Origin of the sequence: Pseudaminobacter soli (ex Li et al. 2025), from assembly GCF_003012705.1 — a bacterium.
Classification (GTDB): Bacteria; Pseudomonadota; Alphaproteobacteria; order Rhizobiales; family Rhizobiaceae; genus Pseudaminobacter; species Pseudaminobacter soli.
Map to the genome: position 1 here is coordinate 203,217 of NZ_PXYL01000001.1, position 16,264 is coordinate 219,480.

A 16,264-nucleotide genomic window follows, 5' to 3' on the forward strand; every position below is an offset into this window, starting at 1 on the left:
TTAACGAAGAGGCTCGATATCGAGGTATCGGCGGAAAGCGGCGAGCAGCCAGAGCCGAACCGTCTCATCGGCCTGATCGAGGCTGGTGCCTGAAGGGGCGGTCAGATAGTGGCCGGTTCCGCTGCGCAAGGCGAAGTCGGACAACGGCAGCAGACCCCGGTTGCGCACGGCTGCATCCACGAGCGGGCGCGAGCCCAGGAGAACGCCCGCTCCATGCACCGCACCTTCCAGTGCCGTCACGAAGGTATCGAACTTGTGGGAGGCTTCGGCAGGCGGGGTGATGCCTGCAGCGGAGAACCATTCGCCCCACATGCCCCGGGCGCCGAATACCGACAGCAGAGGCAGGCGCGGCCAGTCCGGATCGCCGGCCAGCCAGGGCGCGGCCATGGGCTGGAGCGCCTCCGACGTCAGTTGATCGGCGCGGCGGCCCGCGAAGGCGCCGTTGCCGAAGCGGATGTCGAGCCCGTTCCAGGCGTCGCCGTAATCCGCCGGCTTATGGATGGTCTCGATCTGAAGCCGGATGAAAGGATGGCTTTTGGACAGTTGCGGCAGCAGCGGGGCCAGCATGAGCGTCGCAAAGGATATCGGCGAGCGAATGGTAACCGTTTGGGTGGCGCGGGGCTCGAAGAGTTCCGTCGTGCTGTTGCCAATCGTGGCAAAGGCCGACTGGATGTGGGGGAGGTAGGCCGCGCCTTCGGGCGTGAGGTCTATGCCGCGGGCCCGGCGAATGAACAGGCGGGTCTTGAGATGTTCTTCAAGCAAGCGGATGTGCTGGCTGACGGCTGCCTGTGTGAGCCCGAGTTCGGTCGCCGCGCCTGTAAAATTCGACAGTCGAGCCGCGGCTTCGAAGCTGCGCAGCCAGACGAGCGGTGGCATCGTCCGCGGGTAGTTGCCAGGCATAAGCAAAATCGGGTCATTGAGCGAAAAATGATAATTTGAGTTATATCGGCCGCCCGATCAGTGTGCAACCGCCATGAATGGAGGTTCACCTTGCTCAAGAATGTCTCGGTCACAGATGACGGACGAACAGTGGAATTGGTCTGGAACGACGACCACCGCGCCAGATTCCACGCGGTTTGGCTTCGCGACAACGCGCTGGACGACAAGACGCGCAGTCCCGGCAACGGCCAGCGGTTGATAACCATCCTGGACATTCCGGCAGACACGAACATAGCGCAGGCGGCGGTCGTGAATGGCGATCTCTCGGTTCGTTTCGCGCCGGAGAACAAAACCGTCAGCTTCCCGTCGGCCTGGCTGCGCGCCAACGCTTACGATCGCGCCCGCACTGCTGAACTTGGCTGGATCGGCGAGGGAGTAGCGCCCTGGGACAAGCAAACGATGCAGAACTCCGTGCCGCGGAGTTCCTATACCGCGGCCACGCACGATCCGGCTGTGCTTAAAGGATGGCTATCGGCCGTCAGGACCTATGGCTTTGCCGTGATGGATGGCTTGCCGACGGAATCCGGCAGCCTGTGCCGCATTGTGGATCTCTTCGGCTATGTGCGGGAAACGAATTACGGGCGCTGGTTCGAGGTGAGGGCGGAGGTCAATCCGAACAATCTCGCTTTCACCAATCTCGGGCTGCAGGCCCATACCGACAATCCCTATCGCGATCCGGTGCCGACGCTGCAGATACTTGCTTGCCTGGAGAACACCGTGGAGGGGGGAGAGTCGTCGGTGGTGGACGGATTTGCGGTCGCCAAGGCGCTCCAGCGGGAGAACCCGGAAGCGTTTCGCCTGCTCAGTTCCTGGCCGGCGCGCTTCGAATATGCCGGCACCTCCGATGTGCGGTTGCGCTCCAAGCGCCCGATGATCGAATTGGGGCCGGATGGGCAGATGCTCGCGATCCGCTTCAACAACAGGTCGCTCGCGCCTGCCGTCGACGTCCCGTTCGAAGACATGCCCGCCTATTATGCGGCCTATCGGCGCTTTGCCGAACTGATCGAGGACCCGCGCTTCGAAGTCACCTTCAAGCTGGAGCCCGGCCAAGCCTTCATCGTCGACAATACCCGCGTGATGCATGCGCGCAAGGAATTCTCGGGCACAGGAAAGCGCTGGCTGCAGGGCTGCTACACCGACAAGGACGGCCTGCTGTCGACGCTCGCCGCAATCGAGGAAACCCGCAAGGAGGCGGCGGAATGAGCGAAAAACAGTTGAGCTCGGACAGTATCGTCGAATTCATTGCCGACATATTCGAACGTCGCGGCGCCGAATCCTATCTCGGCGAGCAGGTGACGATGTCCGAACACATGCTGCAAGGGGCGTGGCTGGCAGAGCAGGAAGCTGCTCCGGAGGCGCTGATCGCAGCCGCGCTGCTTCACGATATCGGGCACTACACCAGCGAATTTGGCGCCTACTCGCCCGATGACGTCGAAGACAACCATCATGACGAGGCAGGCGGGCGGGTGCTGGAGCCCTTCTTTCCGCCGGTGATCGTGGAATGCGTTAGGCTGCACGTGGCCGCCAAGCGCTATCTCTGCGCCACCGATCCGACCTACTTCGGAAAACTGTCTCAAGCTTCGGTTCACACGCTGTCGCTGCAGGGTGGTCCAATGGATGCCGGCGAAGTGGCCGAATTCCGCCAAAACCCGTTCCACGAAGAAGCCGTCCGGGTGCGGCTTTGGGACGAGGGCGGCAAGGTTCCCGGCATGAAAACCAAGGTTTTTCGCGACTATGTGCCTCTTCTGGAGCGGGTCGTGAAGCGGTTTGCCGAGGAAAAGACGGCGGCTTAGCCGTATCGACGGCTGACGTTGGGGCGGCATCGGTTGCCGCCTCAGTGGCCGGATCCGGCGGTAATGCCGGAAGACCCATCTATTTCCGTGTTTTGTGATGCGCGATTCCCCATTGACGGGTTTTTGCGTGACCACTATGGTTCGCGACCATGAAGATGGCACTCATTCTCGTAGGAAGGCGCGTGGGCAAGGCGGTGTAACCGCCGGGCAAGTCCTCCCATGCGCAAACACACAGGCTCCCTCGGGGGCCTTTTTTATTGGCAAAAATATCGATACGACCAGCAAACGCGAACGCGGAAGAAACGGAAGCAGGACCGATGAGCAACGGACAGAACGATACCGGACGGCGCGAGATGACAGGTGCCGAAATGGTGGTGCAGGCGCTGAAGGACAACGGCGTCAAGCATATTTTCGGATATCCGGGCGGTGCGGTACTTCCGATCTATGACGAGATCTTCCAGCAGGACGACGTCGAGCACATCCTGGTCCGCCACGAGCAGGGCGCGGGCCATGCGGCCGAAGGCTATGCCCGCTCCACCGGCAAGGCCGGCGTCATGCTGGTGACCTCAGGTCCGGGCGCGACCAATGCGGTGACGCCGCTGCAGGACGCCCTGATGGACTCCATTCCGCTTGTCTGCATCACCGGGCAGGTACCGACGACGCTCATCGGTTCGGACGCCTTCCAGGAATGCGACACGGTCGGCATCACGCGGCCCTGCACCAAGCACAACTGGCTGGTGAAGGACGTCAACGATCTCGCCAAGACGCTGCATGAAGCCTTCCATGTCGCCACGACCGGCCGCCCCGGCCCGGTGGTTGTCGACATCCCCAAGGACGTGCAGTTCGCCCGCGGCGTCTACACGCCGCCGCAGACCGCGCCGCGCACCAGCTATCACCCGCAGGTGCAGGGCGATCTCGATCGTGTCAAGGAAGCGGTGGCGCTCTTGGCCAACGCCAAGCGGCCGATCATCTATTCGGGCGGCGGCGTCATCAATTCCGGACAGGAAGCCAGCGAGCTGCTGCGCGAACTGGTCGAGCTCAGCGGCTTCCCGATCACCTCGACGCTGATGGGCCTGGGCGCCTATCCGGCTTCGGGCAAGAACTGGCTCGGCATGCTGGGCATGCACGGCACCTATGAAGCCAACATGGCCATGCATGACTGCGACGTGATGCTGTGCATCGGCGCACGCTTCGACGACCGCATCACCGGCCGCCTCGATGCCTTCTCGCCCGGCTCGAAAAAGATCCACATCGACATCGACCCGTCCTCGATCAACAAGAACGTCCGCGTCGACATTCCGATCATCGGCGACGTCGGCCACGTTCTGGAGGATCTGGTGCGGCTGTGGCGGGCAACCGTCAAGGCCGACAAGAAGGCGCTCTATCCGTGGTGGGAGCAGATCGCCAAGTGGCGTGCCCGCGATTCGCTCGCGTTCAAGACGAACGACGAAGTGATTATGCCGCAATATGCGATCCAGCGGCTCTACGAGCTGACCAAGCATCGCGACCCCTTCATCACCACCGAAGTGGGTCAGCACCAGATGTGGGCGGCGCAGCATTTCCACTTCGAGAAGCCCCACCACTGGATGACCTCGGGCGGCCTCGGCACCATGGGCTACGGCCTGCCGGCAGCGCTCGGCGTGCAGATCGCGCATCGCGACGCGCTGGTCATCGATATTGCCGGCGACGCCTCCATCCAGATGTGCATCCAGGAGATGTCGGCGGCCGTTCAGTTCGACGCGCCGATCAAGATCTTCATCCTGAACAACCAGTACATGGGCATGGTAAGGCAGTGGCAGCAGCTGCTGCACGGCAACCGCCTGTCGCACTCCTACACCGAGGCGATGCCGGACTTCGTCAAGCTCGCCGAGGCCTATGGCGCCCACGGCATCCGCTGTGACAAGCCGGCCAATCTGGACGATGCGATCAACGAGATGATCTCGGTGAAGAAGCCGGTGATCTTCGACTGCCGCGTGGCCACGCTGGCCAACTGCTTCCCGATGATCCCGTCCGGCAAGGCGCATAACGAGATGCTGCTGCCCGACGAGGCCACCGACGAGGCGGTCGCCAACGCCATCGACGCCAAGGGCCGTGAACTGGTTTGAGCCTGAGCGCGCGGCTCCTGGGTCGCGCAAAAACAACGAGTTAAGCGAAAAGCTTGAAAACGGGATCCCTATGAACGCACAGCTACAGGCGACCGGCTCCGCCTACTTCATCTCCAAGGAGACGCAACGGCCGGAAATCCACACCCTATCGGTTCTGGTCGACAACGAACCGGGCGTACTTGCCCGCGTCATCGGCCTGTTCTCCGGCCGCGGCTACAACATCGAAAGCCTGACGGTTTCGGAAACCGAGCACGAGAAGCACCTTTCGCGCATCACCATCGTGACGCGCGGCACTCAGCATGTGCTGGACCAGATCAAGCACCAGCTCGAGCGCATCGTGCCGGTGCACCGCGTCATCGACCTGACGGTGCGCGCCGGCGAACTCGGCCAGGACCGGCCGCTGGAGCGCGAACTGGCGCTGGTGAAGGTGGCCGGCACCGGCGACGCGCGCGTCGAGGCGTTGCGGCTGGCCGATGCGTTCCGTGCCAGCGTGATCGACGCCAATACCGAGCACTTCATCTTTGAGATCACTGGCAAGGTGTCGAAGATCGAGCAGTTCATTGCCATCATGAAGCCGCTGGGCCTGGTGGAAGTCTGCCGCACCGGCGTGGCGGCCATGAACCGCGGCCCACAGGGCATGTGATCCAATGAAAACGCCCACGCGTGCCAGGCACGGCGTGGGCGTGGAAAACGCTTACGTCCGGGCGGAAAACCGCCCGGCGGATCAGAAGCCGACGTTCTCGTTGATGTAGAAGGTGTTGAGCAGCGTCACGCGTGGCTGTTCGATGGCCGTGTGGATCTTCGGGCGACCGTGCCAGCTCATCTTCAGCAGCGAGTGGTAGGCCTTCAGCACCACGAAGGCATAACCGACATTGGGCAGGAAGGGCAGGGTCTTGACCGGCTCCAGCCCATAGGAGTCGAGATGCGTAAGGCCCTTCAGGGAAGCCTTGTAGAGCGTGGTGCCCAGTTCCCGCTGGCTTTCGTCGGCGGGGCAGTAAATCTGCATGGTCACGACCTTCTTGCGCGCGTCGGGGTGCGGCTTGATCTGGTATCCGTCCTTGTCGCTGTAGAGGACGGGCTTGGCCACCAGCCGCAGATCGTCGGGACCCGCGACCTTGTCGCCGCGCGCGCGGATTTCCAGCCCTTCGTGAAGCTGGCGGCGAATGGCGTCTTCGACCTCGCGGGAAGTGAACATCGCCGAGACGGCGGCCCACATCTCACGCATGTCGGCGTCGACCTTGTTGACGTTGTCGCCATAGAGCCTGAGCGCCATGCGGGTGCCGTCGCCCTTGATCGGGTCGTAGCCCTCGGTGGGGATCGACTTGATCATTTCGGCATAAAAGTCTTTCGGGAAGAAATCGCGAAAGAAGATGTGCGGGAAGGGCAAGGAAAAGCAGTCAGCCGCTTCGATGCTCGCCACGGCGTGGTCTATGAGCTCACGGGTCAGGCTGCTGGTCTCGACTTTGGCAATTGCGGGCATTTTTCACCTGAATTTGTCGGGACTGTCGAAATCAAGTTTCATACGGCACGTCTTCAAGGCAAGTCGTGCGCACAGTCGAATGAAAAGATGCGCCGAATATATCGGTTTCCACTCTCCGTTCAATCCTGCGCGCGCCGGGCGCGGACAGTATTAGAAAGCCGACCAAGGGCTTTTCGTCTGCGGCCCGGCCGCATTTCGCCGTATTTCCGACAGGTTCATTCATGACAGCCGATACCTTCTTTGCCCTTATGGTCTATGCCTTCGTGACCTCGATCACGCCGGGCCCCAACAATTTCATGCTGCTGGCTTCGGGCGTGAATTTCGGTTTCCTGCGCACCATCCCGCACATGCTCGGCATTGCCGTGGGTTTTCTGTCGCTGCTGCTCGCCGTCGGCTTCGGGCTTGGCGCAGTGCTGACGGCATTTCCGGCGCTTCACATCGTGCTGAAGGTCGCGGGCGGCGCCTATCTCATCTATCTCGCCTGGCGTATCGCCATGTCGCGCTCGATGGGCAAGGATGCCGACGCCAACGCGCGGCCGATGACCTTCTTCGGCGCCGCCGCCTTCCAGTGGGTCAACCCGAAGGCCTGGGTGATGGCGCTGACGGCGATGGCCGTCTACACCAACCCGGATTCGCCGTTCCTTTCGGTGCTACTGATCTCGTTTGCCTTTGCACTGGTCAACCTGCCCAGCGTCTCGTCCTGGGCGGGTTTCGGCATGGCGCTGCGCGGCTTCCTCTCCGACCCGGTGCGGCTGAAATGGTTCAACATCTGCATGGGCCTGCTGCTCGCCGCGACGCTCTGGCCGATGATGCGCTAGAACAAGTCGATAGAAGGCCTTGTCAGCATCAGCCACAGGATGAGGATGACGCAGAAAAAGGCCGGGAAACCTAACGCGAACCAGATCCGATAAAGCCGGAAATACTCGGCTGGCAGGGGCAGGCCGTCAGTGGCGGCCGCCCTTGCAAGGTTGCGCAGCCGGATCTGGATCGCAACCACCGGCAGCCAGAACAGGCCGGTGAGCATATAGAGCGCCAATGAAAGGACGATCCAGCCCTCCCTCAGCGGCCAACCCATCTCGTGCGCCAGCCAGGCTCCGGTAAGGGGCTGCAGGATCACCGCGGTTGCCGTGAAAAGCGTGTCGGCGACGACAACGGTTCCCGCGACGTGCGATATGAGGCGCGCATCGCGCGTGCGGTGACCCATGACCATGAAGAAGGCGATGCCCATGCCTGTCCCGAACAGGACCGTCGCGCCGACGACATGGGCTAGCCGGAGGAAATCTGCCATTGCTCAACGCTCGTCCAATATGGCCAGCGCCACGAGCGCCAGCACGATTGAAGGCAGAACCTTGACCAGCGGCCCGAGCGGGTCGGCCCAGAGAGTCGGCGACAGCAAGGTAGCCGCGGCGAGATAAGCGAGCGACAGGGCGACCATTCCCTTGAGCGCGGGGCCGGCGTAGCGGCGCACGATGACGCCGACACCGAGAGCGATGTCGGCGAGGCTCGTAAGCACAGTCAATATGGTGGCTGCGGCTGTGGATAGCCCGGCATCGACCAGATGCGCGGCCGAAGCCTCGAAGCGCAGCAACGCGATGATGCCCGAGAGCAACCAGAACAGGCTTGACGTGCCGAATATGACCGGCTTCAGCAGATAGAGCCTGGCGAACCAGAGGTCCTGCACGCCTCCTGGCGCATCGCGCAAGGTTTCGTCGAGCGACTTGAAACGCAATTCCGGCAATTCATTCGGCTCAGGCGCGGTGACGCCGCCAGCGGCGGCCGCCATGGCGGTCGAGCGCAGGGGCGACCTCCAGCCGAGATGACCAAGCAGGTCGGCCGCACGCGCAACCGGTCTGGCGATGATTTCCGATACGGCGATCGCGGTGCGTGGCGGAACCCCGAGCCATTGGCGGTGCCGATCGACAGTCTGCGCCAGCGTCAGCACCTCAGGTGCCGCGATGTCGAGGTCGGTGCCCGCAGCCAGGCGGCCATCGAGAGCGCGGCAAACGCATTCCGAAACGTCGTCCAGGGCCGCGAACTGCATCGGCGTGCCTCCATGAACGAGCGGGGTCGCCAAAGGAACGGCGGCAAGTGCGCGCAGCAATGCTGAACCACCATGCGCGTCGCGCCCGATGACGATGGCCGGCCGAAGGATGACGAAGGGCATGCCGGATGCCTTCAATGCGGCATCGGCATTGCGCTTGCTGGCAAGAAAAGCTGTGTCAGCTGCGCCGCCATCCGTGCGCGCCGAAATCTGGACGATGAGCCTGACCTGAGAGCCAGCAGCCGCGCGATAAAGCGCTTGCATCGCGACTTCCTGCACGGCCACCACGTCATCGCGCGCGCCATCCTGAAGGGCGCCTGCGCAATTCACCACTGCATCGACTTGGGCAAGCAAAGGCTGCCAGTGACTGGGTGTGCGGAGCCTTGCAATGTCGGCCTCTTGCCAGGCAAGTTCCGGCATGCGCCGGGCGCCGACACCGCGATTTCGCGCAAGTGCAGTAACCGCATGCCCCCGACAGGCGAGGGCGCGCGCGACGCTTGATCCGATGAAACCGTTTCCGCCCAGAATCAAAACCCGCATGGAACAACCATAGCGGGGCCGTTCAGGCGCGCAAATCGCTTCACTGGTCCAAGACACGGCGCTTGCGCGCGGGCGTGCCGGGGCATAGCCTTCCGGACATGTCGCACGATCATGACCACGACCACCATCACGACAATGAACTCGATCCGATGGCTGCGCGGGTGCGGGCGCTTGAGACGATCCTGACGCAGAAGGGGCTGATAGATCCCGCTGCCATCGACGTGATCGTCGACACCTATGAGACCAAGGTGGGGCCGCGCAACGGCGCCCGCGTGGTGGCGAAGGCCTGGAGCGACCCGGAATTCGCCGAGTGGCTGAAGCGCGACGCCACCGCGGCGATCGCTTCGCTCGGCTACACCGGGCGCCAGGGCGAACACATGCAGGCGGTGTTCAACACGCCCGACCAGCACAACATGGTCGTCTGCACCCTGTGCTCCTGCTACCCGTGGTCGGTGCTCGGCCTGCCGCCGGTCTGGTACAAGTCGCCGCCCTACCGCTCGCGCGCCGTGATCGATCCGCGCGGCGTGCTTGCCGAATTCGGCGTGACGCTGCCGGACGAGACGAAGATTCGCGTGTGGGATTCCACCGCCGAACTGCGCTATCTCGTCGTGCCGATGCGCCCGGCCGGCACCGAGGGCTGGAGCGAAGAAGACCTCGCCGATCTGGTGACACGGGATTCCATGATCGGCACCGGCCTTGCCAGGGAGGCCGCATGAACGGCCCGCAGGATCTTGGCGGCCAGATGGGATTCGGGCCTGTCGCGCCTGAGAAGGATGAACCCTATTTCCACGCCGAGTGGGAAAAGCGCGCGCTGGGCGTGACGCTTTCCGCCGGCGCCATGGGGCACTGGAACATCGATGAAAGCCGCCATGCGCGCGAAAGCCTGCATCCGGCCGACTATTATGCCTCCAGCTACTACGAGATCTGGATCAAGGCGCTGGAGACGCTTTTGAAGCGCCACGGTTTTGTCACGCAGGACGAACTGCTGGTAGGCAAGTCGCTGGGCGGCAACGCCCGGGCCAAGCGGGTGCTGCAGGCGGAGGATGTGCCGGCAGTGCTGGCGCGCGGCGGACCTTGCAACCGTCCGGTCGGCGCCGACGCGCGCTTCAAGGCCGGCGACCGCGTGCGCACCAAGAATTTCAATCCTGAAGGCCACACCCGCCTGCCGCGCTATGCGCGCGATAAGGTCGGCGTGATCGATGTCGTGCGCGAGGGTTTTGTCTTTCCCGACACCAACGCCCACGGCCGCGGCGAGAATCCGCAATGGGTCTACACGGTCGTCTTCGAAAGTCGCGAGATCTGGGGCGAGGGGGCCGACCCGACGCTTGCCGTCAGCATCGATGCCTGGGAGAGCTATCTTGAGCCGGCATGAAAAGGGGCGTCCGCTGCCGTCCGGCATCGACGAGCCGGTCTTTTCCGAGCCGTGGCAGGCCGAGGCCTTTGCGCTGACCGTGGCTCTGCACGAGAAGGGTTTTTTCTCCTGGGGCGAGTGGGCGGAGGTGCTGTCCGCCGAGGTGAAGGCGCCGGGCGCGGCTCAGGACGGCAGCGACTATTACGATTGCTGGCTGCGTGCGCTGGAAAAGCTGCTGGCCGCCAAGGGTGTCGCGCCTCAGCACGATGTCGACCAACTCGCCGCCGCCTGGCAGCGGGCAGCCCACGCCACGCCGCACGGCAAGCCGATCCTGCTCGAGAACGATCCGGAGTGTGGTCAGTAAAACATGATCCCGAAAAGTTGCAGACTTTTCGGACAAGATCATGTTTCAAAACAAAACCTTAGAGCGCGTCGTCTGGCCCTTACGCCAGCGGCTTCAACTCGCCCAGCATGGTGGGGATGAGCTCCGACACTGTCGGATGGATGTGCACCGCGCGCTGGATCGTCGTGTAGGGCGCCTTGGCGTACATGACGTCCAGAATGCAATGGATAGCTTCGTCCCCACCGGTGCCGAGGATCGAGGCGCCCAGGATTTCCTTGCTGTCGGCGTCGACCAGCGCCTTCATGAAACCCTGCGTCTCGCCTTTCTCGACGGCGCGGTTCACGCGCGTCATCGGCCTTTCGCCGACCAGCACGCGCCGGCCTGACTTGCGCGCCTCAGCTTCGCTCATGCCGACCCGGCCGAGAGGCGGATCGATATAGAGCGCATAGGCGGTGATGCGGTCGCTCACTTTGCGCGGATCATTGTCCAGCAGATTGGCGGCGACGATCTCGAAATCGTTGTAGGAGGTGTGGGTGAAGGCGCCGCGGCCATTGCAGTCGCCCAGCGCCCAGATGCCTGGCACATTGGTGCGCAACTGGTCATCGACGGTGATATAGCCACGCTTGTCAGTCGTCACGCCCGCCGCCTCGAGGCCGAGATCGTCGGTATTGGGGCGCCTGCCGACGGCCAGCAGCACATGCGAGCCGACGATTTCGGGCTCGCCCTCGGTGCAGTCGACGCCGACGGTGATGTCCTTGCCGCTCGGCGCGAAGGTGATGCATTCGGCCTTGCAGCGTATGGTGATGCCTTCATTTTCGAGAATGCTGCGGATGGCGACGGAAACATCTTCATCCTCGCGTTGGACGAGCCGATCATTCTTCTCGACCACCGTGACCTCGCTGCCGAAGCGGCGATACATCTGCGCGAATTCCAGCCCGACATAGCTGCCGCCGATGATGACGAGATGGCGCGGCAGGATGTCGAGATCGAGGATCGAGGTGTTGGTGAGATAGTTCACCTGGTTCACGCCGGGCATGTCCGGCACGTTCGCCCGGCCGCCGACATTGATGAAGATGCGATCCGAAACCAGCGTTTCGTCGCCCACCCGGACCTCGCGCGGCGAAATGAACGTGGCATGATCTTCATAGACCGTGCAGCGCTCCATGTTCTTCAGCCAGTTTTCGACGCTCCGGCGTGAATTCCCCGAAACGGTGTCCTTGCGCGCCTTCACCGCTTTCATGTCGACCCCGACCGGGGCGCCCAACGTCACGCCGTAGTCGGAAGCGCGGCGGGCCAAATGGGCGGCGTAGGCGCTCGCGACGAGCGTTTTGGTCGGGGTGCAGCCGGTGTTCACGCAGGTGCCGCCGATCAGTTTTCGCTCGATGATGGCGACGCTCATGCCGGCTGCGGTGAGGCGGCCGGCGAGCGGCGGCCCAGCCTGGCCGGCACCGATGATGATGGCGTCGAAGCGGCTACTCATAGCGCAAACCGTACGATCAGATAGGCGCCGACGATCGCGACGGCGTCTTCGAGGAGCGCAATCGGCGTGTCATTGCCGCCGATAGCCGCGACAAGCCGTTTCCTCGCCTGATAACCGCCGAGTGTGCCGATTACAGCGCCGATGGCGCCCGCAACCAGCCCGCCGACAAGCTTGCCGCCGGCAGTGCCGATGATCGCCCCGCAAAAGGCCCCGCTGACGATACGCGCGCTGAACTGCTGCGGCACCGTGCGGCTCGGCGTGTTGGGCAGCTGGTCGGTGATGAGTTCGATGACCGCCAGGATGCTGAAGATGTAGGGCGTGAAGCGATAGCCCATGAAGGCTGCCCAGGTGCCTTGCACAGGCAGCCAGCCAAGAAAGGCGGCCCAGCTGACGGCAGCCGGCGCCATCATGGTCCGTAATCCGGCAACGACGCCGATGAGAAGCGCAAAAAGATAAATCGACATGCTGGTTCCCGCTTGAAGGCCTCGGTTGGTCGACGGTTCTGAACGGCGGCAGTCGGATTTTAGTAAGATACGTAAGCTTCTGCGATGAAGGCTAGTTCGGCGTCTACTCGGCTCCTTGTCAAGTGTAGCGCAAGGGAGCAAAAAGGCCACGATTTCGCGCAGACCGACCTGGGCTGAGCGCGCCCAACGCGCAAATGCCTTGCCCTTCGCACGCGAATCCTGTCTGTCGAAGCCATGGAATTCTCTCCTCAACAGGATGCCGCCCTACAGGCGGTGGCAAAATGGCTGAAGGGCGGCCGGCCCCAGGTCTTCCGCCTGTTCGGCTATGCGGGCACGGGCAAGACGACGTTGGCGCGCTACTTTGCCGAGCATGTCGACGGTCAGGTGCAGTTCGCCGCCTTTACCGGCAAGGCCGCGCAAGTTCTGCGCTCCAAGGGCGCGACCAACGCCCGCACCATCCACTCGCTGATCTACCGGCCGAAGGGCGAGGAAGCGATCGAGGACGAGACGACCGGCAAGACCTCGATGTCGCCGACCTTCTCGCTCAACCGCCAGAGCCCGATCGCAAAGGCCGCGCTGGTCGTCATCGACGAATGCTCGATGGTGGACGAGGAACTGGGCCGCGATCTGCTGTCCTTCGGCACGCCGATCCTGGTGCTGGGCGATCCCGGCCAGCTGCCGCCGATTTCCGGCGGCGGCTTCTTCACCGAGCACGAGCCGGATTTCCTGCTGACCGAAATCCACCGCCAGGCGCGGGACAACCCGATCATCAAGCTGGCGCTCGACGTTCGCGAAGGGCGCGAATTCATGCGCGGCGACAATGGCACCGCCCAGGTCATCGGCAAGGAGCAGGTCACGCAGGATCTGGTGCTGTCGGCGGATCAGGTGCTGGTCGGCACCAACCGCACGCGCAAGCGCTACAATGGGCGTCTGCGCGAGCTCAAGGGCTTTACCGCCAGCTATCCGCAGGCCGGCGACAAGCTGGTGTGCCTGCGCAACGACCCGGCCAAGGGGCTGCTCAACGGCTCGCTGTGGAAGGTCATGACCTCGTCACGAGAGACGGTGAAGCCCGGCATCAACCTGCTGGTTTCGCCCGAGGAGGACGATCCGGACCGCGGCGTCGCCAAGATCAAGCTGCTCAAGGCCGCGTTCGAGAGCCCGGACGAAGAAATCCCCTGGCAGCAGAAGAAGCGCTTCGACGATTTCGACTATGGCTATGCGCTGACCGTGCACAAGGCGCAGGGTTCGCAGTGGAACAATGTCGTCCTGTTCGACGAGAGCTTTGCCTTCAAGGACACGCGCCAGCGCTGGCTCTACACGGCTATCACCCGCGCGGCCGAGCGGCTGACGATCGTCCGCTAGCTGCGCTGGCGGCGCAGCCGGGAAATGCCACCGTAAGGCTCGGCGCGCCTCGTTGCCTTACTCGATGATCTCGAAAAGCAGTGCCGTCGCGTCGTCGCTCATCTTGAAACGCGGATATTTCGTGCCGTCCGGATCCTCGACCCGCTCGATCCGCCGCAATTCGTCGAGCAGCGTCGAAAGGCCGTTTTCGCGCGCGGCGGCGACCAATTCTTGCGGGCTATAGCGCAGATACTGGTCGGCCAGGGCGGCAAAGCCGTCGCTGCACAGAAGACCGGTTGCGGGCAGGGTGGGGGTGAGTAGTTCGCTCGCCAGGTGGTTGCCGGCGTCGGGTTCGACACCCAATGTCCACACACCGGAGGCGGGGCTGTTGTAGGCGGCGCGGCGACGGCGCAACTCGTCGCGCACCGTCGGTTCCTCGGCCAACGCCTGATAGGCGGAAAAGCCGCCGGCGTGGGCAAGCGCCAGCCGCGCGCCCTCGCGTTCGGCCTGCGCCGCGCCCTTGAGCGCGCTGGTTTCGATGACCTTGCCGTCGTCGCCGACGAGGAACAGCCGGCAGTCGCCGAGCCCATAGGTGACGAGCTCGTCGTCCTCGATCCGCACCATCTGGAAACTCGCAACAGGCAGGTTCCACGGCTCGATGGGCAGCGAATGTGCCGCTTCATGCACGACATTGGCGGCGCGGGCGTTGAACTCCTCCACGACCTCGGCCATTTCCCGGCCAGGACGCACCATCTGCTCGAAGGAGCTTTGGGCGAATTGGGCCAGCCAGGCGGCGTCCGAGCCGTGCAGGCCGACGATGCTGTTGCCGCCGAGGCCGGTGGCCCCGTCTATCACGAAAGCGCAAGTGGCATTGCCGCCGGCAGCGTCCTCATTGGGGCGCGAGGCCGACCCGGCGTCTGAGATCGAATCGATGATGCGTATGTTTGGCATGGTGGAAGCGGTGTCGCGTGAGGCAGTGACGGCAATGTGACCGCAAGCCCTCGCGCCTGGCAATGCTATTTCTCATCCACAGGAAGCGCATCGAGCCACGACCAGGCCTTTTCCTCTTCCTCGGAGGCGAAGTGGCGGATTTCCACCGTGGTGGCGATCACAAGCAGGGCCCTGGCATAGATCGTCCAGTTGGGTTCGCCGACGGCGGCGCAGCGGCGTACATGTTCCAGCGCATGCTGGCGGCCTTCGCTGCGTGTTTTCCTCGAAACATCCAGCCATTCTGCCCCGTCATAGTCGACGATGCGGATCAGCAGGTCGATCCTGTCGTGAAGCTCATATGCGCCCTCCAGCAGGCCATACAGGTTTTCTATGTCGGCTGCCGTTATGCGTCCCGTAAGTTCAAAGGCATAAGCGTCTGGGCGGTTCGTCTCGATGCGGCGAACGGCTGGGACATAGTCGGCCATGCCCATCGAAAGCTCCTCCTTTTGCATCCGGATGGTCGTAAACTGGAACACACAAAGCCGCTGTCTGTTCCCGCAGGACGCGCTATAGAAGTCGAGGGCCGGGACCATATTAATAGGTACTGGCCCCAGCTGAAAAACAGGTCGCAGACATGCCCGCAAAACTTTCCGTCAATCTGAACGCCGTCGCCCTGCTTCGTAACCGCCGCGACCTGCCGTGGCCCAGCGTGACGGGCCTGGGACGCGCCGCCCTGGCTGCCGGCGCGCACGGCTTGACCGTGCATCCGCGCCCCGACGAGCGCCACACGCGCTTTTCCGACCTGCCCGAATTGCGGGCGCTGATCGACGATGAGTTCCCCAGGGCCGAGTTCAACGTCGAGGGTTATCCGACCGAAGACTTCCTGCAGCTTGTGGAAAAGCACCAGCCCGACCAGGTCACGCTTGTGCCTGACGATCCATCGCAGCCCACCTCCGACCACGGCTGGAACTTCGTCGAACAGCAGGCGTTTTTGACATCGATTGTCAAAAGACTGAAGAAGGGCGGGTTTCGCGTGTCACTGTTTTCCGATGCTGATCCATCCCAGGTTTCTGCCGCCCGTGACACCGGCACCGATCGCATCGAGCTCTACACGGGGCCGTATGGCGGTTGCCATTCCGATCCCGAAAGGGCAGCCAAGGAATTGGAAAAGCTCGGGAAAACCGCCGATGCCGCTTTGGCTGCGGGGCTTGCCGTCAATGCCGGGCACGACCTTGTCGTCGCCAACCTGCCGGCATTGGTCAGGCGCATACCTGACCTGGCGGAAGTCTCGATCGGCCATGGACTCACGGCCGATGCATTGGAATACGGCATGGCTGAGACGACCCGGCGTTTTTTGAAGGCGTGTGGCTGGTAAACGTGTAAGGATGACATGGCCTGCGGCGAGCTGTCGCGACGAGGCAGTTGATATTCTCGCTCAGCAGGAGTAGAGGACCCGC

The 16,264-nt window shown here is 63.2% G+C and carries 18 protein-coding genes; 10 read left to right on the plus strand and 8 right to left on the minus strand.

The window, feature by feature from the left end; translation table 11 throughout:
• On the minus strand, positions 1 to 900 hold the full coding sequence (locus C7I85_RS00920) for a LysR family transcriptional regulator (RefSeq protein ID WP_245444743.1): 900 nt from the start codon (positions 898 to 900) through the stop codon (positions 1 to 3).
• Positions 901 to 990: 90 nt separating this feature from the next.
• Between C7I85_RS00920 and tmpA the strand changes: the two genes are divergently transcribed.
• The 4 genes from tmpA (at position 991) to ilvN (ending at position 5,480) form a co-directional block, all read left to right on the plus strand.
• A complete protein-coding gene (gene tmpA / locus C7I85_RS00925; RefSeq protein ID WP_106722081.1) occupies positions 991 to 2,142 on the plus strand; it encodes a 2-trimethylaminoethylphosphonate dioxygenase in 1,152 nt (383 codons plus the stop codon).
• A complete protein-coding gene (gene tmpB / locus C7I85_RS00930) occupies positions 2,139 to 2,732 on the plus strand; it encodes a (R)-1-hydroxy-2-trimethylaminoethylphosphonate oxygenase (protein ID WP_106722082.1) in 594 nt (197 codons plus the stop codon). Before tmpA ends, tmpB begins: the two co-directional genes overlap by 4 nt.
• A gap of 317 nt (positions 2,733 to 3,049) precedes the next feature.
• Entirely contained in the window at positions 3,050 to 4,837 is a 1,788-nt protein-coding gene (locus tag C7I85_RS00935; protein WP_106722083.1) for an acetolactate synthase 3 large subunit, read from the plus strand.
• Positions 4,838 to 4,907: 70 nt separating this feature from the next.
• Complete coding sequence (gene ilvN / locus C7I85_RS00940; protein WP_106722084.1) at positions 4,908 to 5,480, plus strand: acetolactate synthase small subunit; 573 nt, start codon at positions 4,908 to 4,910, stop codon at positions 5,478 to 5,480.
• An 81-nt stretch (positions 5,481 to 5,561) separates the two neighbouring features.
• Here ilvN and C7I85_RS00945 read toward each other — a convergent pair whose 3' ends face one another.
• Positions 5,562 to 6,317 carry a hypothetical protein gene (locus tag C7I85_RS00945; protein ID WP_106722085.1) on the minus strand — a complete coding sequence of 252 codons (756 nt, stop codon included), beginning with the start codon at positions 6,315 to 6,317 and terminating at the stop codon, positions 5,562 to 5,564.
• A 221-nt stretch (positions 6,318 to 6,538) separates the two neighbouring features.
• Here C7I85_RS00945 and C7I85_RS00950 point away from each other — a divergent pair, with 221 nt between their 5' ends.
• Positions 6,539 to 7,135 carry a LysE family translocator gene (locus tag C7I85_RS00950; RefSeq protein ID WP_106722086.1) on the plus strand — a complete coding sequence of 199 codons (597 nt, stop codon included), beginning with the start codon at positions 6,539 to 6,541 and terminating at the stop codon, positions 7,133 to 7,135.
• Here the strand turns inward: C7I85_RS00950 and C7I85_RS00955 are convergent.
• Positions 7,132 to 7,605 (minus strand): DUF2269 family protein, encoded by a 474-nt coding sequence (locus C7I85_RS00955; protein WP_106722087.1) that lies wholly within the window; start codon positions 7,603 to 7,605, stop codon positions 7,132 to 7,134. The two genes, C7I85_RS00950 and C7I85_RS00955, sit on opposite strands and share 4 nt — an antisense overlap.
• Before the next feature lie 3 nt (positions 7,606 to 7,608).
• Positions 7,609 to 8,898, minus strand: coding sequence for an SDR family oxidoreductase (locus C7I85_RS00960; protein ID WP_106722088.1), 1,290 nt, complete (start codon positions 8,896 to 8,898; stop codon positions 7,609 to 7,611).
• 98 nt (positions 8,899 to 8,996) lie between these two features.
• Between C7I85_RS00960 and nthA the strand changes: the two genes are divergently transcribed.
• From nthA to C7I85_RS00975, 3 genes are read left to right on the plus strand one after another with little or no spacing between them, the layout of a single operon-like run.
• On the plus strand, positions 8,997 to 9,614 hold the full coding sequence (gene nthA / locus C7I85_RS00965; protein WP_106722089.1) for a nitrile hydratase subunit alpha: 618 nt from the start codon (positions 8,997 to 8,999) through the stop codon (positions 9,612 to 9,614).
• Positions 9,611 to 10,270 carry a nitrile hydratase subunit beta gene (gene nthB / locus C7I85_RS00970; protein ID WP_106722090.1) on the plus strand — a complete coding sequence of 220 codons (660 nt, stop codon included), beginning with the start codon at positions 9,611 to 9,613 and terminating at the stop codon, positions 10,268 to 10,270. The genes nthA and nthB overlap by 4 nt, the downstream gene beginning before the upstream one ends.
• On the plus strand, positions 10,239 to 10,613 hold the full coding sequence (locus tag C7I85_RS00975) for a nitrile hydratase accessory protein (protein WP_181257043.1): 375 nt from the start codon (positions 10,239 to 10,241) through the stop codon (positions 10,611 to 10,613). Before nthB ends, C7I85_RS00975 begins: the two co-directional genes overlap by 32 nt.
• A 79-nt stretch (positions 10,614 to 10,692) precedes the next feature.
• On the opposite strand, the gene C7I85_RS00980 is transcribed toward C7I85_RS00975, so the two are convergent.
• The gene (locus C7I85_RS00980; RefSeq protein WP_106722092.1) at positions 10,693 to 12,072 is read right to left on the minus strand and encodes an FAD-containing oxidoreductase; all 1,380 of its coding nucleotides are present in this window, start codon (positions 12,070 to 12,072) and stop codon (positions 10,693 to 10,695) included.
• Positions 12,069 to 12,536, minus strand: coding sequence for a DUF4126 domain-containing protein (locus C7I85_RS00985; protein ID WP_106722093.1), 468 nt, complete (start codon positions 12,534 to 12,536; stop codon positions 12,069 to 12,071). The genes C7I85_RS00980 and C7I85_RS00985 overlap by 4 nt, the downstream gene beginning before the upstream one ends.
• Positions 12,537 to 12,770: 234 nt before the next feature.
• On the opposite strand from C7I85_RS00985, the gene C7I85_RS00990 reads away from it, so the two are divergent.
• Positions 12,771 to 13,898 carry an ATP-dependent DNA helicase gene (locus C7I85_RS00990; protein WP_106722094.1) on the plus strand — a complete coding sequence of 376 codons (1,128 nt, stop codon included), beginning with the start codon at positions 12,771 to 12,773 and terminating at the stop codon, positions 13,896 to 13,898.
• Between the two features lie 57 nt (positions 13,899 to 13,955).
• Here the strand turns inward: C7I85_RS00990 and C7I85_RS00995 are convergent, their stop codons facing one another.
• Together C7I85_RS00995 and C7I85_RS01000 are read right to left on the minus strand one after the other, a co-directional pair.
• On the minus strand, positions 13,956 to 14,828 hold the full coding sequence (locus tag C7I85_RS00995; protein ID WP_106722563.1) for a protein phosphatase 2C domain-containing protein: 873 nt from the start codon (positions 14,826 to 14,828) through the stop codon (positions 13,956 to 13,958).
• A 65-nt stretch (positions 14,829 to 14,893) separates the two neighbouring features.
• Complete coding sequence (locus C7I85_RS01000) at positions 14,894 to 15,292, minus strand: STAS/SEC14 domain-containing protein (RefSeq protein WP_342587284.1); 399 nt, start codon at positions 15,290 to 15,292, stop codon at positions 14,894 to 14,896.
• A 149-nt stretch (positions 15,293 to 15,441) separates the two neighbouring features.
• Here C7I85_RS01000 and C7I85_RS01005 point away from each other — a divergent pair, with 149 nt between their 5' ends.
• Positions 15,442 to 16,182, plus strand: coding sequence for a pyridoxine 5'-phosphate synthase (locus C7I85_RS01005; RefSeq protein WP_106722095.1), 741 nt, complete (start codon positions 15,442 to 15,444; stop codon positions 16,180 to 16,182).
• Positions 16,183 to 16,264 lie beyond the last annotated feature (82 nt).